Source organism: Enterococcus sp. DIV1758, from assembly GCF_051711985.1.
GTDB classification, from domain to species: Bacteria; Bacillota; Bacilli; order Lactobacillales; family Enterococcaceae; genus Enterococcus; species Enterococcus faecalis.
In genome coordinates, this window is the sequence record NZ_JBIOOA010000001.1 from 19,182 (window position 1) to 40,094 (window position 20,913).

Here is a 20,913-nt window from a genome sequence, read left to right on the forward strand (position 1 = left end):
CATTATATCGGCTACAGAACCTTTTTTCAAGGAGTTTCAATCTTTTTACAGAAACGAATAAAAAGGTGGGTTTTTTATAGAAAAAAAGGCGTTTTTTTAAAATGTTTCATGTGAAACAGAAAATTTTTTCATGAAAGGGTTTTTAGTGTATTTTTTTAATGATACACTGTATCATGTAAATTAATTAGTGTATCGATTAAAGGAGCCATCAAAAATGAAGCGGATTGAAAAAATCTATCAATATGTTAAAGAGCAAACGAAGAATTTAACGCCAATGACCTTAACAAGTGATGCGGGAGTCACGACACAAGAAATTTCAGAACGTTTAAACATTCAGCGGACCAATGCTAGTAAAGATTTGAATCAACTCGTTCGTGAAGGGCGCTTGAAAAAATTATCTGGTCGACCAGTAAAATATGTCGCGCAGGTGGCGTTTCAGCATCGACCATTAACCAAGCCAGTTAAAAGTTATCGGGAAAAATCAATGGATCACTCCACAAAAGCTTTTATCGAACCATTGGTTGAACCAGTAGTCACGACAAGTAAAACCCCAGAAGTTGAAGATATTTTCAAAAAAATTATCGGTTCAGCTGGAAGCATGAAAACGCCGGTTGAACAAGCCAAAGCAGCGATTTTATATCCGCCAAAAGGCTTGAATTGTTTAATTACTGGACCAACAGGTTCTGGGAAAACTTATTTTGCTCATGCCATGTTTCAATTTGCGAAGCTGAACCAAATTGTGGCCAAAGAAAAAGAGTTTGTGGTGTTTAACTGTGCAGACTATGCGCATAATCCAGAACTTTTGATGTCGCATTTATTTGGGTATGTAGAAGGGGCCTTCACAGGCGCTACGAAAGCGAAAGAAGGGATTATTGATGAAGCAGATGGCAGCATTCTGTTTTTAGATGAAGTACATCGGTTACCACCCGAAGGACAAGAAATGATTTTTTATTTTATGGATCACGGCGTGTACGCGCGTTTAGGTGAAACAGTGAAATCACATCATGCGGATGTTCGGATTATTTGTGCTACGACGGAGAATCCTACTTCTTCTTTATTGAATACTTTTGTGCGACGCATTCCGATTATCATTCAATTACCGAACTTTAGTGACCGTCCTGCGAAAGAAAAAATTGACCTCCTAAAAGTGATGGTTTCAATGGAAGCAGCGCGGATTCAACGGCGAATCTCTTTGTCAGAAGATGTGGTCAAAGCGTTAATCGGAAGTGTTTCTTATGGAAATGTCGGTCAGCTAAAATCGAATGTGCAACTTGTGACTGCGCGAGGGTTCCTTAATCAGATGGAACAAGAGGAATTAATGATTACGATGGACGAATTAACGGACAATATTAAAGAAGGCATTATGCAACTTGCCAGTAATCGAGAAGTATTGTCGGAGTTGTCGAAATATCTGGAACCGCAATTAGTGGTATCACCAAATGAATCTTTAGTAGCTATTCAGTCAGATGCCTATGAATTGCCTTACAATCTATATGAGATTATTGGAGATAAAGCGGCTCTCTTAAAAGCAGACGGCTTGGACCAAGAACTAATTAATAATTTTATTACAACGGATATCAATGTTCATTTAAAATCTTTCTACAAAGATTATGGATTCACCTTTGATACAGAAAATAAATTGGCTGAAATTGTGGACCAACGAATTATTGATGTCACTAAGAAAATTTATAATTTTGCAGCGAAGCGGTTATCGTATTCGTTTCAACCCAACTTTATTTATGCAATGAGTTTACACATTAGTTCTTTCTTGAAACGCATCCAATTAGGCAAAGATCCTAAGCATCCTTTAAATGAAAGTATTCGAAATATGGTTTTAGATTATCCAACAGAGTTTGAAATAGCGAAAGAAATTAAAAATATTATTGAAAGTAGTTATCAGATGGAGATTCCTGAATCTGAAAGTTACTATTTAGCTGTTTTGCTCATTTCTTTAAGAGAAAATCCTGAGGCTGGCCGGATTGGCATTGTCGTGGCTGCGCACGGAAATAGTACCGCTAGCAGTATGGTACAAGTGGTTTCTCAATTGTTAAATGTTGATAATTTGAAGGCTGTGGATATGCCGTTAGATATGCCACCGAAAGAAGCTTTGCGTAAAATCGTTGAAGCAGTTGGTGAAGTGAATGAAGAGAATGGCGTACTATTATTGGTGGATATGGGTTCATTAAGTACGTTTTCAGAAGAAATTGTACGCCAGACAGGCATTGATGTGCGGACAGTAGACATGGTGACTACGCCAATTGTGCTTGAAGCGGCCCGCAAAACCGCATTAATTGATACACAATTGGAAACACTTCACGAGTCCTTAAAAAACTTTCATGGCTATGCCGATATTCGCCAAAGTGAAACGAAACAAATCATTGAAAATTGGAAAACAAGAGCAATTATTGCTATCTGCGCTTCTGGAGAAGGAACTGCGCGCCGAATGAAAGAGCTTATTGAGGAAGCTGTCTTGCCACAAATAGACTGGCATTTAGAAGTGATTCCTTTGTCCATTGTAAATATGAAAGAAGTCTTGCCTAAAATTCAAGAAGACTATGAAATTATTGCGACAACTGGGATTACCAATCCCAAAATTGGAGTTCCTTATATTTCCATGGAAAATTTCTTTTCCGGTGAAGCAGAAAAAATTATTCAGCAATTACTAGCAGAGCGGAAAGAAGAAGTAATGAATAAGCCGTTGGACGAAGCGGCAGCAAAAGAAATTTGTCTCAAATATATGGAGCAAAGTTTCACTTTTATTAATGGAAAAAAAATCATTGATCTGTTGTGGTCATTCGCTAAAAATATCCAAACCCAATTAGCGATGCCAGAAGAGTACACATTTTACATCAATTTGATTATGCACACATCAGGCATGTTGGAGCGTATTTTACGGAATGATACACTGACGGTTTCAGAAAAGGAACTTGGTCAATTGGTTCAAGAGCCAATTTATCCAGTGATTGTGGCCTCAATTGAGACTATGGAAGAAGCTCTTAATATGGATGTTCCAGCAGAAGAAATTTATTTTATCGCACAGTTAGTCAAAAATGCCCAGTGTATCGAAGATAAAATCACCGAAATTGATACACTAGATTAATACAGAAAAATCGATACACTATTTATTAGTGTATCTATTTTTTGATTTTCTTAAAAAAACCTATAATTTTCTAGGTTTCGAACCGATACACTAAAGTTGGCACGAAACTTGCTTATAATAAGGTGTCCCTTTTTACCTAAAATTTTTAAGTAAAAAGACAAAGGTCCTAACCTTTAAAAATGAATTTAAAGGAGCATTCCCGATGGTAATGGATATTCGTTTAGCTCGAATTGATGATCGATTAATTCATGGCCAAGTAGCAACTGTTTGGGCAAAATTGACGAACATTAATCGCATTTTAGTGGTTAGTGATTCCGTTGCTCATGACAATTTGAGAAAAGCCTTGTTGGTTCAAGCTGCTCCACCTGGTGTCAAAGTAAATGTCATCACTGTTCAAAAAATGATTGATGTTTACCCTGATCCTCGTTTTGATTCGTTTCGAGCCATGTTGTTATTCACTAATCCTTTGGACGTGAAACGAGTGGTCGAAGGCGGTGTACAACTAACTTCTGTGAATATTGGCGGAATGAGTTTCAGCACAGGCAAGCGAATGATTACGAATGCAGTCGCAGTGGATGCCAACGATTTAAAAGCATTTCTGTTTTTAAATGAACAAGGTATTGAATTGGAAATTCGAAAAGTCGCAGCAGACAGCCAAGTGAATTTGATGGATTTACTGAAAAAAGAGCGTAGCAAAGAAAATAACGCCAGCTGACGTTTATTTTTACAGACGAAAGACATTGAAAGGATGTGGTGGCCTAGGACCAACATCATTGCTTCATGAACTGTATTGATAAAGGCAAGTGCTGATGTTGAAAAAAATCAAGAACTATTGAAATTTTTTCATTTATTTTTGTCAGAATCTGATTTATCTGATTTTTTTCAAAAAGTGAAAGCGTTTAGCAGTACAACCATGAAAAAAAACATCAATTATACAGGAGGTATAAAAATGGTAGGAATTATCCTAGCAAGTCACGGTGAATTTGCTGAAGGGATCTTGCAATCTGGTGCAATGATCTTTGGCGAACAAGAAAATGTAAAAGCAGTTACGTTAATGCCTAGCGAAGGTCCCGATGATGTAAAAGCAAAAATGCAAGAAGCCATTGCATCGTTTGACAATCAAGACGAAGTACTATTTTTAGTTGACCTATGGGGAGGAACACCATTTAACCAAGCGAACTCATTGTTAGAAGATCATAAAGACAAATGGGCAATCGTTGCAGGTATGAATTTACCAATGGTTATTGAAGCATATGCTTCTCGTTTCTCTATGGAATCAGCACAAGAAATTGCGACACACATTCTTGAAACAGCAAAAGATGGTGTCAAAGTTAAACCAGAAGAGTTACAACCAGCAGAAGCACCAAAAGCTGCTGCGACAGAAGATGCACAGCCAAAAGGTTCGTTACCACCAGGTACAGTTGTTGGCGATGGCAAAATTAAATTTGTGCTAGCACGTATTGATTCACGTTTATTACATGGTCAAGTAGCAACAGCTTGGACAAAAGCAACACAACCAAACAGAATTATTGTTGTTTCTGATGCCGTTGCAAAAGATGACTTACGTAAGAAATTAATCGAACAAGCAGCTCCTCCAGGAGTAAAAGCCAATGTTATTCCAATCAGTAAAATGATTGAAGTAGCGAAAGATCCACGTTTTGGCAATACAAAAGCATTATTATTATTTGAAAATCCTGAAGACGTCTTAAAAGTGGTTGAAGGCGGCGTAGAAATCCCAGAAGTAAACGTTGGTTCAATGGCTCACTCTGTTGGAAAAGTCGTTGTAAGCAAAGTATTATCAATGGGTCAAGAAGACGTTGATACGTTTGATGAATTAAAAGCCAAAGGCATCAAATTTGATGTGCGTAAAGTGCCAAATGATTCAAAAGCGAATATGGACGAAATTTTGAAAAAAGCAAAAAATGAGTTAGCAAACGCGTAACTCGCCAAATACAAATCAAAATAGGAGGCTTATCATGTCTGTTATATCAATTATTTTAGTTTTACTCGTTGCCTTTCTAGCTGGTATGGAAGGGATTTTGGATGAGTTCCAATTCCACCAACCGTTAGTAGCATGTACATTAATCGGATTAGTTACTGGTAATTTAGAAGCCGGAATTGTTTTAGGTGGTACTTTACAAATGATCGCGTTAGGTTGGGCGAACATCGGGGCTGCCGTTGCACCGGATGCCGCTTTAGCATCTGTTGCCTCAGCAATTATTTTAGTTTTAGGTGGCCAAGGTGTTAAAGGTGTTCCTTCAGCGATTGCCATCGCAGTTCCTTTAGCGGTTGCAGGTTTGTTCTTAACAATGATCGTTCGGACAGTTGCGGTTCCAATCGTTCACATGATGGACGCGGCTGCTGAAAAAGGCAACATTAAACAAGTTGAAATGTTACACATTTTCGCTGTATGTTTACAAGGTATTCGTATTGCGATTCCAGCAGGTGCTTTACTATTCATTCCTGCTGACACTGTTCGTAATTTCTTAGAATCAATGCCAGCTTGGTTAACTGATGGTATGGCTATCGGTGGTGGTATGGTCGTTGCCGTAGGTTATGCATTAGTAATCAACATGATGGCAACAAAAGAAGTATGGCCATTCTTCATTATCGGTTTCGTAGTCGCAGCGATTTCTCAATTAACATTAATCGCATTAGGTGCTTTAGGTGTCGCTTTAGCTCTTATTTACTTGAACTTATCTAAAATGGGCGGTTCTTCTAACTCAAATGGCGGAGGCAACTCTGGCGACCCATTAGGCGATATTTTAAACGACTACTAATTCTGAAGGAGGAGCAAAGAAAATGGCAGAAAAAATTCAATTAACTAAAAAAGATCGTTTAGCTGTAGCTTGGCGTTCAACATTTATCCAAGGTTCTTGGAACTATGAACGTATGCAAAACGGCGGCTGGGCATTCTCAATGATTCCAGCAATCAAAAAATTATATAAAACGAAAGAAGAACGTTCAGCGGCGTTAAAACGTCACTTAGAGTTCTTTAATACACACCCATACATTGCCTCACCAATTCTTGGTGTAACATTAGCTTTGGAAGAAGAACGTGCCAATGGCGCACCAGTTGATGACGTAGCGATTCAAGGGGTTAAAGTTGGGATGATGGGTCCTTTAGCCGGTGTCGGTGACCCAGTTTTCTGGTTTACTGTTCGTCCAATGTTAGGCGCTTTAGGTGCTTCCTTAGCAATGGGTGGTAACATCTTAGGCCCAATCTTATTCTTCGTTGCTTGGAACTTAATTCGTTGGTCATTCATGTGGTATACACAAGAGTTTGGTTACAAAGCAGGTTCTAAAATTACTGATGACCTTTCAGGTGGTTTACTACAAGATATTACAAAAGGTGCTTCTATTTTAGGGATGTTCGTACTGGCCGCATTAGTTCAACGTTGGGTATCGATTAAGTTCTTACCAATTGTTTCACAAGTTAAGTTAGACAAAGGTGCTTATATCGAGTGGGATAAACTTCCTGCTGGCGGTGAAGGAATGCATAAAGCCTTTGAACAAGTGAACCAAGGCTTGGCGCTTTCACCAACGAAAGTTACTACTTTACAAGATAACTTAGATCAATTGATTCCAGGTCTAGCACCATTACTACTTACATTCTTATGTATGTGGTTATTGAAGAAAAAAGTTAGCCCAATCGTTATCATTCTTGGTTTATTCGTAGTCGGCGTTGTCGGCCACTTAATCGGCTTATTATAAGAATGACGAGGTCGGGACAGCACCGTTTAGCTCCGAGAAATAAGAAGAAATTTTCGAAAATTGCTCTTTAATTTTTGGAGAATTTCGGCTTATTTCCGAAGGAGCTGGTTCTGTTTCCGCCGTTTATCAGTTTTTGATTCTGGAACAAAAAAGCGGAAGAGAAGTCGAGAAACTTTTCTTCCGCTTTTTTAAACAAAGATGTAATTTTGTTTGTTTCGATCAGGAAAGAAACGTATAATAAAGAGGAATTAGTCGAATGAAATGGAGCAGATAACATGGTACAATCATTAAACACAAAAGTTGATTTAGTTATAGATGCGACGGCATTTACAGGATTAACAGATTATGGACAAATTATGATAGGTGACCGCGGGTTTGAATTTTACCATGCCAAAGATCCACGTAAGTTTATCCAAATTCCGTGGGAAGAAGTCGATTACGTGTTGGCTTCAGTAATGTTCAAAGGAAAATGGATTCCTCGTTATGCGATTCAAACCAAGAAAAATGGGACGTATACGTTTGCTTCAAAAGAGCCGAAGCGAGTGTTACGAGCTATTCGTGAATATGTTGATCCAGATCACATGGTCCAATCTTTGAGTTTCTTTGATGTCATAAAAAGAGGGATCCTCTCGATTGGGAAAAAGAAAAAATAATTTATAACTGTTACTTTTTTATAAACTAGATGAAAAAGTAGCGGTTTTTTTGTGGGAAAACGAGGGACTTATTTATACAAAAAAGGCACAATTGTGCACCAAAAAAGAGACAATCAAGCGATACGTTGTTTTTAATGGAGTTATCATTGAAATGGTTTTCAGAAAGCACGATGAAAATATTTGACACCTTGTAAAATAGTAGTAACATAATAAGTGTAATAAATTATTTTATAGAGGAGTGAGTGTCATGGAACAACGACAACATCATGGAATAGACTGGGGTTCATTAGTATTAGGAATTCTATTTGTTCTGACTGCATTAATTTCCTTCCAAAATCCTGCCGGTAATTTAATTGCCATTGTGATGGTTTTTGCGATTTTTGCTATTATTAAAGGGATTTTCGAAATTTTTGTACGTAATCGTATGAAAGAATTGCTAGGCTACAAAGCTTATGCACCAATCATCTTAGGGATTATTGATATCCTAATTGGTGTTTACTTATTGTTTAACTTAAATATTGGTGTCGCTGTGTTACCATTTGTTTTTGCAATTTGGTTTTTATTCGACTCAATTTTCGGCTTATTTACTTTAGATTTTGCTAAACGAGTAAGCACAGGTTACTTCTGGTTCACATTAATTGTTGATGTTTTAGGGATTATCTTAGGTGTAATGTTATTATTTAATCCATTGTCTTCAGCATTAACTTTAAGCTTCTTAGTTGGCTTTTACTTTATGATGTTTGGTATTAGCAATATTGTATATGCTTTTAGATAAAAGAAGTAAAAAAACAGGTTTTCCGAAAAGGAAAACCTGTTTTTTTTTAATAACGACGGTGGCAGTTGCCATTATTTCCCGAAATTGTTCGAACAAGCCACACGATAATCGCTACGGGAACTAAAATTTTTACTGCTAGCCACAATAAGCTTCCCACGATACCGACAACGGCACTAAAGAGTGAACCGACAACTAAAAATAAAAGGACCACTAAAAGAATATTTATAAACATTGGTCGTTGATTATTCATACGTACTACCTCCAAATTTTTCCTGTTTTCTATATACAGAGTATAGCAAGAATGCGCAACAAGCACCTCCATCGGAAGGCTGATTTTTTTCTCTGGCGAATGATGGAGCCGCTGTTGGTTATTTTGGACTTTCTGATTGAAATAATCAGAATATTCTGGTGTATAATTATAAAAAAGGATTTAAAGTGAGGGATTGGATGACGACTGAGGGATTAATCGCTTTGTTAGAAAAGAAACGAAATGATTTAAGTAAAATTGAAAATCAAGTACTGGATTATATTTTGACGCATATGACGGAAATTAGTTCACAAACCATTTATGAGGTGGCGCAGGCGTTGTTTGTTTCAACAGCCACTATTTCTCGGACAGCCAAACACTTAGGTTATCGAGGCTTCCAAGAATTAAAATATGCGATCGTCCAATCGGTGCAGAGCGAGAGCACAGAAAGCGATAGTCGTAGTTTTCAAGCCATTACGCAACAGTTGATCGCCAACGTGCAAGATAGTTTTCAACAGATGGATGAAGCCAAAGTCGCGGAAATGCTAAAAATGATTGAGTGCGCGAATACGATTGAAGTGTTCGGTGTTGGTGGCAGTTTTCCTATTTGTACTGATTTTGCACGAAAGCTAACATTTTTAGGAAAAAAAGCCTATGCACGATCTGATTGGGATGAACAAGCGGCAGCAGTTAAGAATCTGGATGGACGGGATTTAGCCATTTTTGTCAGTTATACAGGAGAAACTAAGGGGATTTTAGCGTATGCACGTGTAGCGCAGGAACAGCAAGTGCCGATGATTAGTTTGATTTCGACTAAAGGAAGCACCTTGGAAAAATTGTCGACGACGACGTTATTTGCCAAAGGGACGACACGTTATCATCAGCGCGTGGATTTAAGTTCAAGAATTGCTGTCATTTGTTTGTTCGATACGGTTTTATTAATGTACGCAGAGGCAAAGCAGCCGCGGTAATTTTATGCAACACCATACTAAATGATGTAAGGGGATACAGAAAAAGTGTAGCCTCTTTTTTCTTTGTTTTGGGCTAGTTATAATGAGGGCAATGAATGTAAACGCAATCATTTTTAGTTTTGTAAAGAATGAATGGAGGAGTTAAGAAATGGCAGTAAAGAAAAAGAAAGCGACTTTCTGGGAGTTTTTCCAAGGATTAGGCAAAACGTTTATGTTACCAGTGGCTTTATTAGCTTTTATGGGGATTTTGTTGGGATTAGGAAGTTCTTTTTCCAGTGAATCTATGATTGAAACGATCCCATTTTTAGGAAAGCCCGCAGTAAAAATTATTTTCCAATTTATGTCGACAATTGGTGGTTTTGCGTTTGCCTATTTACCTGTCATGTTTGCAATGGCCATTCCGTTGGGGTTAGTTCGGAAAGAAAAAGGAATTGCTGCGTTTTCAGGTTTCGTAGGCTATACGGTGATGAATTTAGCGATTAATTTCTATTTAGTGCAGACGAATCGCCTCGTGGATCCTGAACAGTTGCGGGAAGCTGGCCAAGGAATGGTTTTTGGGATTCAAACGATTGAAATGGGCGTTCTCGGTGGAATTATCGCGGGGCTTATTGTCTATAAGTTGCATAATCGATTTTATACGGTGCAACTACCAGATAGTTTTGCCTTCTTTTCTGGCGCACGGTTTGTGCCAATTATTACTTCATTAGTGATGGCCTTCGTGGGCTTAGTCATTCCGTTAGTTTGGCCACTTTTCGCGCTAATGATTATGGCGATTGGCCAACTTATCCAACGTTCTGGTATTTTTGGGCCTTTTCTGTTTGGGTCAGGGGAACGTCTACTGTTACCGTTTGGGTTGCATCATATTTTGGTTTCCATGATTCGTTTTACTGAAGCAGGGGGTTCAGCGGTGGTGGCTGGCAAAGAAGTGTTTGGTGCGTTAAATATTTTCTATGCAGAATTGCAAAATAATTTACCGATTTCACCAAGCGCAACAGCTTTCTTGTCACAAGGGAAAATGCCGACCTTTATTTTTGGCTTACCAGCGGCGGCGCTTGCGATGTATCATACTGCAGCTCCGGCGAATCGACATAAGATTAAAGGCTTACTCCTTTCAGGTGTAATTGCTACGGCTATCACTGGCATTACAGAACCAATTGAATTTTTATTCTTATTTATTAGTCCATTATTATGGCTGTTTCATGTCATTATGACTGGTCTAGGTTTCATGGTAATGGCTTTATTGGGTGTTGTGATTGGAAACACTGATGGCGGGCTACTGGACTTTGTTATTTTTGGCTTGTTACAAGGAACTTATACAAAATGGTGGTGGGTTCTCATTGTCGGCGCTATCTGGTTTGTTGTTTATTATTTCGTCTTTAAAACAGTCATTGTAACCTTTGATTTAAAAACACCTGGACGAGACAAGGTCTTAGATGAGACTGAATATACCGATCAAGAAGTTCAATATAAGAAAACGGGTGGCTATGATGCGCCTGGGATTTTAGCGGCTTTGGGTGGGCAAGAGAATATTCAAGCTATTGATAATTGCATTACGCGTTTACGTTTAGTGTTAGCAGATGCTAATAAAGTAGATGATGACAAATTAAAGCAATTAGGGGCTTTAGGCGTCGTGCATTTAGATGCGCAGAATGTGCAAGTGATTATCGGAACCAAAGTGACAACGGTCCGTAATCAATTAGAGATGATTTTAGGTTAGAAAAAAGACAGAAGGTGAAGAGTGTGTCGTTTGATAAAGCAATTGATCGACGAGGAACGTATTGTACACAGTGGGATTTTGTAGAAGACCGATTTGGGGAAGCGGACTTGCTTCCCTTCACTATTTCCGATACGGATTTTGCTGTGCCAGAGGCAGTTCTGGCAACATTACAGGAGCGTTTGAAACATCCCGTATTTGGCTATACGAGGTGGAACCATCCGCAATTAAAAGAAGCAATTCAAACGTGGTACCAGACAAGATTCCAGACGAAGATTGAAGAACACTGGATTATGTATACCCCGACCGTTATCTATGGGATTTCTGCGTTGATCCAATTATTAACTAATGAAGGGGAGGGCATTATTTTACAAACACCTGCGTATGATGCATTTTTTAAAGTTATTCAGGAAAATAAGCGGCAAGTAGTGGCAAATGAACTGCTTTATCAAGAGAAGCGCTACAGCATTGATTTTATTGATTTAGAAAAAAAACTAGCGCAACCAGAAAATCGCTGTTTGCTTTTATGTTCCCCGCATAATCCAACAGGACGTGTTTGGGAGCAATGGGAATTAGAGCGAATGGTTTCATTGTGCCAACAGTATGATGTGTTTTTACTTTCTGATGAAATTCATATGGATATCGTTAATAAAGGCCAAGTTCATCGACCAATTACGCAATTTGGTTATAAAAAATCTGCCATTATTACCAGTGGCACGAAAACCTTTAATTTTCCAGGGCTGATTTTTGCTTACACCTTAATTCCAGATAACGAATTGCGTGACGCTTTTCAGCTCAAATTAAAAAACGCCGATGGTCTATCATCAACAAGTATTTTGGGAATGCTAGCAACCATGACGGCCTATCAAAAATGTGGTACTTGGGTGGACGAGTTGAATGATTATTTAGCGGAGAACCAACGTTACGTGAAAGATTTTTTACAGACATATTTGCCAAAAATTAAAGTGACGGAGCTGGAAGCCACTTACTTAATGTGGTTGGACGTATCAGCGGCAGTTCCAGATGTGGCCCGCTTACAAGAGGCTTTAGTTTCTGTGGGGAAAGTCGCCATTATGGACGGCTCAATTTATGGCGGTAATGGACAGCGATTTTTACGGTTAAATATTGGCTGTTCGCAAGCAAAACTACACGAGGGACTTGAAAGGATGCGCCAAGGTTTTGAAGCTGTTTTACAAAAGGATGGCACAACATCAGCGCTTGGGAATAATTGAGAAAAGATAGCATTCCGAAAATGGTTGCAGTACAATGGAAAAATAGAAACAAATAAAATAACAAAAAGTAACAACTTGTCATCTACTGGGGGAAAAGAAATGAAAACAATTAAAACAAAGCAAGCACCACAAGCAATTGGGCCATATTCACAAGCAAAAATTGTGAATGGTTTATTGATTACTTCTGGTCAGATTCCACTGGATCCTGAAACAGGTAAGGTGGTTGGTACAACGATTAAAGAACAAACCAATCAAGTACTGAAAAATATTCAAGGGCTTTTAACAGAAGCTGGTAGTGATTTTGCTCATGTAGTCAAAACGACATGCTATTTACAAAATATGGCGGATTTCACGGCATTCAATGAAGTCTATGCTGAGTATTTTAGTGCGGAATATCCTGCACGCACAACGATTGAAATCTCTAAATTACCGATGGATGTGTTGGTGGAGATTGAGATTATCGCAGAAGTAGTGGCGTAAAAAATACAGTTAAAAGAGTGAGAAAAAATCGTCTTAGATTTTTTTTCACTCTTTTTTTTCAATAAAACAATACGATTCAGCCAAAATGTCTAGCCGTGCTGGAAAATTTTCAGCAAATAGGCTACCATGGAAGAAAATCGATAAAACGAAAGTTAAATGAATAGAAAAGAGATATGAAAGAGGCTATAAGATGAAAAAAAATATTAGCCAACTAACGCAGTGGTTGAAAGAACACAGTTTATTATTGAAACTAATTTTTCTTGGTTCTGTATTAGTTTTCGTGGCTAACCAAGTGACACATATCGCTCAAGGCATGACCTGGGCGGATATTTTTTCCACGATGGAACAACAAAGTACGGGACGTTTAATTGGTATGGTCTTGGCAGGACTGTTAGGGGTTATTCCAATGCTCCTTTATGACTATGTAGTCGTTAAATTATTGGAAAAAGAAGGTAAGCCACCAATGAAACGAATGGATTGGTTAACTTCGGCTTGGGTCACTAATACCATTAATAACTTAGCGGGTTTTGGCGGCGTGGTTGGGGCAACGCTACGGATTAATTTTTATGGAAAAGATGTACCGCGGGGCAAGGTTGTAGCAACGGTCTCAAAAGTTGCTCTGTTCTTGATTTCAGGGTTATCTATTTTATCTTTTGTGGCGTTTGTTGATTTATTTTTTATTCGAACCCAAAATGTTTTTCGTGAATATTGGGTTTGGTTATTATTGGGCAGCCTGATTGCGCCCGCGCTCTGGTTTTTCACGTATTTAAAACGGCGAACATTGTTTAAAACATTTTTTCCAAAAGCGGTGCTCCTTTTATTCGGCGCTTCATTAGGTCAATGGCTAGGTGGAATGTTTGCTTTCTTGATGATAGGTCGCTTGATGCAGGTGCCAGTTTCGATGGTTTCTGTTTACCCAATGTTTGTTATCGCTACGTTGATTGGGATGTTAACTATGGTTCCTGGTGGTATGGGAACGTTTGATGTCTTAATGATTTTGGGCTTATCACAATTAGGGATTGATCGATCACAAGCGGTCGTCTGGTTGTTGTATTATCGTTTGTTCTATTATGTGACGCCTTTTATGACAGGAGTTATTTTGTTCTTGCAACAAGCAGGCATGAAAGTTAATCAATTTTTTGATAATTTACCTCGGTTATTTTCACAAAAAGTGGCGCATTTTATTTTGGTGGCGGCGTTATATTTTGCAGGAATTATGATGGTTCTATTATCGACTGTGACGAATTTGTCGAATGTCAGTCGTTTATTCCAAGTGTTACTTCCCTTTTCTTTTAATTTTTTAGATCAAACATTGAATTTATTTGTAGGATTCTTGTTATTAGGTTTAGCTCGAGGCATTTCTATGAAAGTGAAAAAAGCTTATTGGCCTACAATTATTTTACTAGGATTTTGTATTGTAAATACGGTGGCACGAACGACTTCGTGGCAGTTAATTGCTGTTTATGCTGTTATTTTATTGGCGGTTATTTTGGCTCGTAAAGAATTTTATCGTGAAAAGTTTGTTTATTCATGGGGCGCTTTAACGGTAGATAGTATTTTGTTTGGCTGCTTGTTTATCGGTTATGCGGTTGCTGGCTATTACGCCGCACGACCAGCTGGTGGCAATCAAGTTATCAATCACTTTTTGTTGTTTCCGTCAGATGATGTTTGGTTTAACGGATTGATTGGATTAAGTATTTCCTTGATTGGTTTATTCTTTTTGTATCAATATTTAGCCGAAACAACTGTTACTTTAGGTGAGGGGTTTGAAGAAGCGCGGTTGACACGCTTTTTGGAAAAATTTGGTGGCAACGAAGGCAGTCAATTTTTATATTTAAAGGATTATGGTCATTTTTATTACCAAGAAGAAGGCGAAGATCAAGTACTTTTTGGGTTTCAAATGAAGTTTAATAAATGCTTTGTCTTGGCGGATCCAATTGGGCAACGAGAGAAATGGACAGCGGCGACACTGGCGTTTATGGATCAAGCTGATTTGTTAGGTTATCAATTAGTTTTTTATCGTATCTCGGAAGAATATGTTATGAATCTTCACGATTGCGGCTTTGAATTTATGAAAGTTGGGGAAGAAGGCTTGATTCAATTTGATGAGCCGTCAACAGTGAATCAAACAGCCTGGACGGAAACAGTGACTGAAAAAATAGCAGCAGAAGTAGCGGATTTTCAGTTTGAATTTTATCCCGAAACGATTAGTGATGCCTTATATCAAGAGTTAGAACGAGTTTCTGCGGACTGGTCACGGAATCAAAAAGAGCGCTACTTTATTGGTGGACGGTTGGATCCCGAGTACTTGAAATGCAGTAGCGTGGGCTTGGTGAGACAGAAACAAACGGTTATCGGTTTTATTACGGGAAAAGAAATGGAAAAAGGCAAAAGTATTTCGTATGATTTGTTACGTATTCGTTCAGAAGCACCTGCTTTTACTAGAGAATATTTGTTCACTCATTTTATTGAAACCTATCAACAGCAGGGCTATCAATTAATTGATATTGGGATGGCGCCGTTGGCTAACGTAGGGGAGAGCAAGTACTCTTTCTTAAAAGAACGCTTTGTTAATATTTTTTACAAGTATAGTTATCAAATTTATGCGTTTCAAGATACACGCAAGCGCAAAGAACAATATGTCACTAGTTGGCAACCACGTTATTTTGCTTATCCTAAGCGGACCAGTGTACTCTTTGCTTTTGTGCAACTTTCCTTGTTGATTACGAAAGGAAGACATCAAAGTGTTTCGCTTGTGGAAGAAGCAATGACTGAAATTTAAAAAAATCACGCGATGACTTAGCCATCGCGTGATTTTTTATTTGTCTTCTTTTTTACGGTTTCGTCTAGCAGGAATCAAGGTTACGTATGCAACGAAACCACCAGTACATAGAACGAATAACACGATGCCAGGAATCAATCCTTCTGGTAAATAAGAGAACTGAATAGTATGGGTTCCAGCGCTGACAGGAACGCTTAGAAAGGCATCTTTAAAGGCTTTTGGGGTAACTTTTTTGCCATCAATTTTGACACGCCAACCTTTGTCATAAGGAATTGTAGTGACGAGTACTTGATCTTTGTCGGCGGTAAAGGTACCTGAAGCAGAGCGTTTGCCAGTGGTTAAATCAACGCCTTTTTCTTGCACGGCGGAAATGGCTTTTTCAAATGCATTGGTATTTAAGCCAACCACTTGCGGCTGAACAAAACTTACTGCTTTGGTTCCATAAAAACTTACTTTGAAGTTAACGGTTGTATCTTTTGGATAGTAGCCTAAATTATAATATTGGCCAGTAATGCCAATTTGTGATTGCTGACTTGTGCCGTTCACGGTGACCGTCGCAGTGGAACTTTCCAATTGAGCAAAATCCGTTGGGAATAAACTCAAATAAGCTTGCGTATTGGCGGGCACATTGACTGTATAAGAAATCTCTTTGGCTACGTTATGTTGTTTCTCCGTAAAAGTTACGCCAGCTGTATTTTGCGTAATTGTCACGTTATTTTGAAGCGTCATCGTTGGTTGATAAAAGGTAAAATACCGTTCATTGGTATTGGCTAAAGCATTTAGTAAATTTGTTTGACTACCTAAATTATCATTGAGAGGTTGCCGGACATTGTAAATCTCTTTGTCTGCTAAAAATCCTAACGGCAAAGCATTTTCGTTACGATAAAGCTGATATTTACCAGCAGCAGCTTGTCGTTCAAAACCGAATTTCATTGGATTGTTTTCAGCAATATTGTATTTAATGCCCATCAAAGCATCCATTAACAAGGTATTATTTTGGTAACGAATATTTAAATTCGTGCCTCGTGAGCGGAAACCTAAGGCGTTTAGGTATGTTGAAGAATGTCGGTTCCGTACGGAAGAAAACATGCTAATGCCACTGTAGCCATAGTTAATGCCGTCATTGGCCGAAACACCATTTAAATTTTCCAAGCGGTAAAAGGTATCATTTTCTTTTTTTGTCTGATCGACTAGATTTTTTAGGTCAGGATAAGGTTCAGAATACAAGCTACGTGATGCGTAGTTCCAATCATCTAAAATACCAGTGACCATCGCCCGTGTGTTAATGATTGCTTCACCAGAAACGAGCAGCAATAACAAAATCACTAAGTATTGCATAGGCGCTTTTTTCAATTGATAAAAAGCAATTCCGAAAAAGTATAATAGTAAAAAAGTTGCTGTTAGTACGAAAGAGGTTAAAGTCACATACGTATAACTAGTAGCACCTTTTGTGCCCATTGCAAGAGCAAAAATTGCTAAAAGAATCAAAATCAAGCCGCTTAAGACGCCGAGATCATCCTTTTCAAATTTCTCCCAACCATAACCTGCAAGCAAAATAACTAAGAATGAAAAGAGGAAACTATAGCGGAAAAGAAACATGTTCGGCGCATGCATACCGTGCCAGAATAAATTTAAGGGCGTGATGTAAAAGCTAGCAATCAATAGGACAAACAAACTGCCAAAAAGTAGTTTGTTTTTCAATGGAACTTCTTTCGTAACGAAATAGAAGAGACAAAAAATCAAAGGCAACAACCCAATGTAAATAAAAGGAATGGACCCATATTTGGTTGTATCGTAAACGCCAATCATATTTTTCATAATAATATCTAAAAAGGCAGTCGCTTCTGTTTTAAAGGTTGTAATTTCAGAAAGAGTTTCACCATTGGTTCGTAAATCTAAGACAGCAGGTAAGACCATAATCATGGATGCTCCACCAGCTAAAAGAGAAGTAGTAAAATACGCAACGATTCGAGATTTATATCGTTGCCAGTCTGTAAACGTTCGTGCAAAATAGTACAGGAAGGAAAACAACCCAATCATAAAGCCAAAATAATAATTGGTAATGAAAAGCAAGAAATAACTGACAAACAATAATGTCGGCTTTCGTTGGTCCATTAAACGATGAATTCCTAAAATTACGAGTGGCAGATAAATAAAGGCATCCAGCCACATAATTAATTCTGAATGGGCCACAATGAAGGACATTAGCGCATAAGACACACTTAAAGTCACATGGGACCATTTAGGAATCTTAAAGGTTTGTTTTGCCAAGAACCAAAAACTCAAGCCAGCACTCCCAATTTTCAACAACGTTAGGAAATAGAGCGCATCAGGCATGTTTTGATTGTTAAAGAAAAAGACGAGCGGCGTAAATAAGCCACCAAGATAATAGGAAATTAAGGACAAGTAGTTTAGTCCCAAAGAAGCATTCCACGTATAGAAAAGACTTTGTTTTCCATGAAGGACATTGTTAAAGCTTGCGTGAAAATTTGAAAATTGAGAAAAGGCATCGCTGGCTAAAACACTGCGACTACTTCCTGGATAAATCCCAATACTCAAATAGATAATTGCCATAATTAAAAATGGAATGAAGAAACTGGCTAACATATAAGGCCAGTTGTTTTTTAAAAACTGCCTACTTTTATTTTTCATAAATAACCTCACCTGATTTTTCGAAAGTACCTATAGTTTATCATACTCTTTATTTGATGTACCAATAGAAGAAAAACTTTAAAATTTTATTAGGATCCTAAGGGTGGAGTGAAGAAGAATTAGTAGTAAGAGATTGACATTCAAATGCTAAATCACCAGATTAACCAACGAATATTCTCCGAAAAATTGCTGAAAACACCTTGTGGATAACTTTGTGCATAACTCTGTTGAAAACCACAAAAGAGCTTTTTATCTCGGTTTATCCACAAGGATAAGTTTTCGAGTTGCTAAAAAAAATAGACGTAAGTTCAGAAGTCCTGCTTGCTAAAAGTAAAGGAACCCATAAAATTGAAAGAAGATGAAAACGTTATTAAAACAACGTTTTCATCTTCTTTTTTCTAGAATTTACAAAGATTTAATGTCGAACAAATAAGCACTGTGGAAAAGTTTTTTGGAAAAAACAAGAAATTTCATCCACAAAGTTTTCTGTGGAGAATTTAAAAATGCTTGTCAAGCTTTTTTTGAAAAAATGTGGATAACTTTTTAAAGACACGCTTTTTTCCATTTGCGAATTTGCGTTCGGAAACTAGTAAAAGGGGCAACGCTATTAATGTGAATCCATTTCCAAAGAGGCCATTGTGCTTTGGTGGTCGCCCAAGCCCGTTGTTGAGGTAAAAATAATTCGTCTTCGGAAAGCGAGTCAATCCAATGAAGTAATTTTTCTAAGGTGTCTTGCAACGCAATCAGCTGACTTTCTAAACTCATTTGTCCATAGGTTTGATAAAATGATTGATAGAGAGCGCCCAGTTGATTCCATTTATAGCCTTCAGCTGGCGTTTGAACGGTCAGACCACGTTGTTCTTGTTCTTCCCAAGAAAGCAGCAAGTTGAGCCAGCCTAATTGATAGGCTAAGTTCTCTGAAGGTGTTTTAGCTACTATTTCAATTCGGTGATCTTTAAGTGTTTCAGGAATTTCTGCAAATTCAGCTAAATATTTTTGTGAAGCTATTTGAATGGCCTCAATCAAGGCTTCTTTTGATTCATAGGTTCGCATTCTTCGGCTAACGTCCTTTCTTGGTAGGATCTGCTTGTTTTTCATGAGTAATTTGAGTGACTAAACCAAAAGGATCTTTCACAATCGCATAAAATGTTGCAAATTCATTTTCAATTGGTTCTTGGATAATACAGGATTCGGGATGGCACGTGAGTTTTTCAAAAATTGTTTTGGCAGAGTGACGGCTGTCGACGGTTAAGCTGAGGGTCAATTGTTCTGTGGGCGTGGTATTCATTCCTGCAAACAAAGGATTATCAGCTAGTTGTAATTGAAAAGTGTCCATTTGTAAAATCGAGTGAGAAAGCCAGTGTTCTTCGCCAGCGGGAATGGTCAAAGAAGGATTTAAGCGCTCTTTAAATTCTTGATTAGTAATTTTAAAAAGAATATCACCAGCAAAGGCTTCTTGGTAAAACGTCAAGGCTTCCGTTGCTCGTCCATTTAAGACCATAAAAAGGGCAAATTGTGTGTTTTTCATTGTTTGAACCTCCTAAGATTGATAAGATAAGCATAACAATAAAAGGTGTCAAAAAGTGACACCGATGGAGGGAAAAATGAAAAAATCAGAACGTTTAAATCAGGAACTTTTTTTCTTGAGAACCCATCCTCAGTTTAATTTAAATCAGTTAATGAAAACTTTTGGGATTTCTAAAAGCACAGCTTTGCGGGATATTGAAGCTTTGGAAAATTTAGGCGTGCCGCTATATGTGGAGAATGGTCGTTATGGTGGCTATCGAGTTTTAAACAAACCGTTGTTGCCGCCGATTTATTTTAATGAAAACGAAGTGTTAGCGATCTTTTTTTCATTACAATTACTGAAATTAGTCGCAGAGTCACCGTTTGGTCATTCCTATCAGCAGATTAAGCAAAAATTATTGCATTCTTTAGATGAACCAACCCAATTTAAAATCAGTCAAATGAGTAAGGTCGTCTATTACGAAGGAATTGAACAAGTAGAAGCACCAGGCAATTTAGAGCAGCTGTTTCATTGTATTTTGGCGCAACAAGTAATTCAGTTTAACTATACCAGATATGAAGCAACAACGAAAAAAATCTTACCAACCCGGTTAACTATTTTAGAAGGGTATTGGTATTGTTCAGGCTATGATGTGACTAAAAAGGCTTGGCGTACTTACCGCTGTGATTTTATGGAGGCTATTCAGCAGTTAAACCAAGCACTGGATTTTACGAATGAAGAATTGAAAGAATCGTATCGCCATCAACAAACGACGGCACGTACGATTCCATTTAAAGCAATCATTACAGAAAAAGGCAAAGAATTTTTTTATAAACATCGCTTTGACAATATTCAGTTGGAAGAAACGCCCACGGAGTGTTTTTTAGTTGGACAGATTCATCCAACAGAAACACAATTTTTAGCCAACTATTTTATGGGCTTTGGTGAAGAAGTGACAATTTTAGAGCCAGTCCAAGTGAAACAAGCATATGTAGAAAGTATAATGAGGATTCAAAAAAAATATCAAGAATAGATTGTGGAACTGTGAACAATTCCATGTGTAAAGATGCACATTGGGGAGGAGAA

Annotated in this window: 17 protein-coding genes; 13 read left to right on the forward strand and 4 right to left on the reverse strand. The window is 37.9% G+C overall.

Going from position 1 to position 20,913, the window contains the following annotated elements; all coding sequences use genetic code 11:
- The first annotated feature begins 214 nt into the window (after positions 1 to 214).
- The 7 genes from IGJ52_RS00080 (at position 215) to IGJ52_RS00110 (ending at position 8,242) form a co-directional block, all read left to right on the forward strand.
- Positions 215 to 3,100, forward strand: coding sequence for a sigma 54-interacting transcriptional regulator (locus IGJ52_RS00080; RefSeq protein WP_438791814.1), 2,886 nt, complete (start codon positions 215 to 217; stop codon positions 3,098 to 3,100).
- Positions 3,101 to 3,302: 202 nt separating this feature from the next.
- A complete protein-coding gene (locus IGJ52_RS00085; RefSeq protein WP_002385473.1) occupies positions 3,303 to 3,815 on the forward strand; it encodes a mannose/fructose/sorbose PTS transporter subunit IIB in 513 nt (170 codons plus the stop codon).
- A 234-nt stretch (positions 3,816 to 4,049) separates the two neighbouring features.
- Positions 4,050 to 5,042: a mannose/fructose/sorbose PTS transporter subunit IIA gene (locus IGJ52_RS00090; protein ID WP_002356030.1), complete on the forward strand. Its 993-nt coding sequence runs from the start codon at positions 4,050 to 4,052 to the stop codon at positions 5,040 to 5,042.
- A 34-nt stretch (positions 5,043 to 5,076) separates the two neighbouring features.
- Positions 5,077 to 5,880, forward strand: coding sequence for a PTS mannose/fructose/sorbose transporter subunit IIC (locus IGJ52_RS00095; RefSeq protein ID WP_002356031.1), 804 nt, complete (start codon positions 5,077 to 5,079; stop codon positions 5,878 to 5,880).
- A 22-nt stretch (positions 5,881 to 5,902) separates the two neighbouring features.
- Positions 5,903 to 6,814, forward strand: a complete 912-nt coding sequence (locus tag IGJ52_RS00100; RefSeq protein WP_002356032.1) for a PTS system mannose/fructose/sorbose family transporter subunit IID — start codon at positions 5,903 to 5,905, stop codon at positions 6,812 to 6,814.
- 275 nt (positions 6,815 to 7,089) lie between these two features.
- Positions 7,090 to 7,467 (forward strand): DUF956 family protein, encoded by a 378-nt coding sequence (locus IGJ52_RS00105; RefSeq protein ID WP_002356033.1) that lies wholly within the window; start codon positions 7,090 to 7,092, stop codon positions 7,465 to 7,467.
- Between the two features lie 247 nt (positions 7,468 to 7,714).
- Positions 7,715 to 8,242 carry an HdeD family acid-resistance protein gene (locus IGJ52_RS00110; RefSeq protein WP_002383513.1) on the forward strand — a complete coding sequence of 176 codons (528 nt, stop codon included), beginning with the start codon at positions 7,715 to 7,717 and terminating at the stop codon, positions 8,240 to 8,242.
- 46 nt (positions 8,243 to 8,288) lie between these two features.
- Here IGJ52_RS00110 and IGJ52_RS00115 read toward each other — a convergent pair whose 3' ends face one another.
- Positions 8,289 to 8,492 (reverse strand): hypothetical protein, encoded by a 204-nt coding sequence (locus IGJ52_RS00115; RefSeq protein WP_002383512.1) that lies wholly within the window; start codon positions 8,490 to 8,492, stop codon positions 8,289 to 8,291.
- A gap of 197 nt (positions 8,493 to 8,689) precedes the next feature.
- On the opposite strand from IGJ52_RS00115, the gene IGJ52_RS00120 reads away from it, so the two are divergent.
- From IGJ52_RS00120 to mprF, 5 genes are all read left to right on the forward strand, one after another.
- Positions 8,690 to 9,460: a MurR/RpiR family transcriptional regulator gene (locus tag IGJ52_RS00120; protein WP_010816225.1), complete on the forward strand. Its 771-nt coding sequence runs from the start codon at positions 8,690 to 8,692 to the stop codon at positions 9,458 to 9,460.
- Between the two features lie 148 nt (positions 9,461 to 9,608).
- Positions 9,609 to 11,177, forward strand: coding sequence for a maltose/glucose-specific PTS transporter subunit IIBC (gene malX / locus IGJ52_RS00125; RefSeq protein ID WP_002378674.1), 1,569 nt, complete (start codon positions 9,609 to 9,611; stop codon positions 11,175 to 11,177).
- A 14-nt stretch (positions 11,178 to 11,191) separates the two neighbouring features.
- Positions 11,192 to 12,406, forward strand: a complete 1,215-nt coding sequence (locus tag IGJ52_RS00130; protein WP_438791815.1) for a MalY/PatB family protein — start codon at positions 11,192 to 11,194, stop codon at positions 12,404 to 12,406.
- Between the two features lie 99 nt (positions 12,407 to 12,505).
- Positions 12,506 to 12,886 (forward strand): RidA family protein, encoded by a 381-nt coding sequence (locus IGJ52_RS00135; protein ID WP_010714971.1) that lies wholly within the window; start codon positions 12,506 to 12,508, stop codon positions 12,884 to 12,886.
- A 190-nt stretch (positions 12,887 to 13,076) separates the two neighbouring features.
- Positions 13,077 to 15,668 carry a bifunctional lysylphosphatidylglycerol flippase/synthetase MprF gene (mprF, locus tag IGJ52_RS00140; protein WP_033600586.1) on the forward strand — a complete coding sequence of 864 codons (2,592 nt, stop codon included), beginning with the start codon at positions 13,077 to 13,079 and terminating at the stop codon, positions 15,666 to 15,668.
- Positions 15,669 to 15,704: 36 nt separating this feature from the next.
- On the opposite strand, the gene IGJ52_RS00145 is transcribed toward mprF, so the two are convergent.
- The 3 genes from IGJ52_RS00145 to IGJ52_RS00155 form a co-directional block, all read right to left on the reverse strand.
- Positions 15,705 to 18,320 (reverse strand): YfhO family protein, encoded by a 2,616-nt coding sequence (locus IGJ52_RS00145; protein WP_438791816.1) that lies wholly within the window; start codon positions 18,318 to 18,320, stop codon positions 15,705 to 15,707.
- Positions 18,321 to 18,863: 543 nt separating this feature from the next.
- Complete coding sequence (locus IGJ52_RS00150) at positions 18,864 to 19,373, reverse strand: ClbS/DfsB family four-helix bundle protein (RefSeq protein ID WP_002419441.1); 510 nt, start codon at positions 19,371 to 19,373, stop codon at positions 18,864 to 18,866.
- 7 nt (positions 19,374 to 19,380) lie between these two features.
- A complete protein-coding gene (locus IGJ52_RS00155) occupies positions 19,381 to 19,848 on the reverse strand; it encodes a VOC family protein (RefSeq protein ID WP_002383505.1) in 468 nt (155 codons plus the stop codon).
- A gap of 64 nt (positions 19,849 to 19,912) precedes the next feature.
- Here IGJ52_RS00155 and IGJ52_RS00160 point away from each other — a divergent pair, with 64 nt between their 5' ends.
- Entirely contained in the window at positions 19,913 to 20,860 is a 948-nt protein-coding gene (locus tag IGJ52_RS00160) for a helix-turn-helix transcriptional regulator (RefSeq protein WP_002419440.1), read from the forward strand.
- Positions 20,861 to 20,913: the final 53 nt, after the last annotated feature.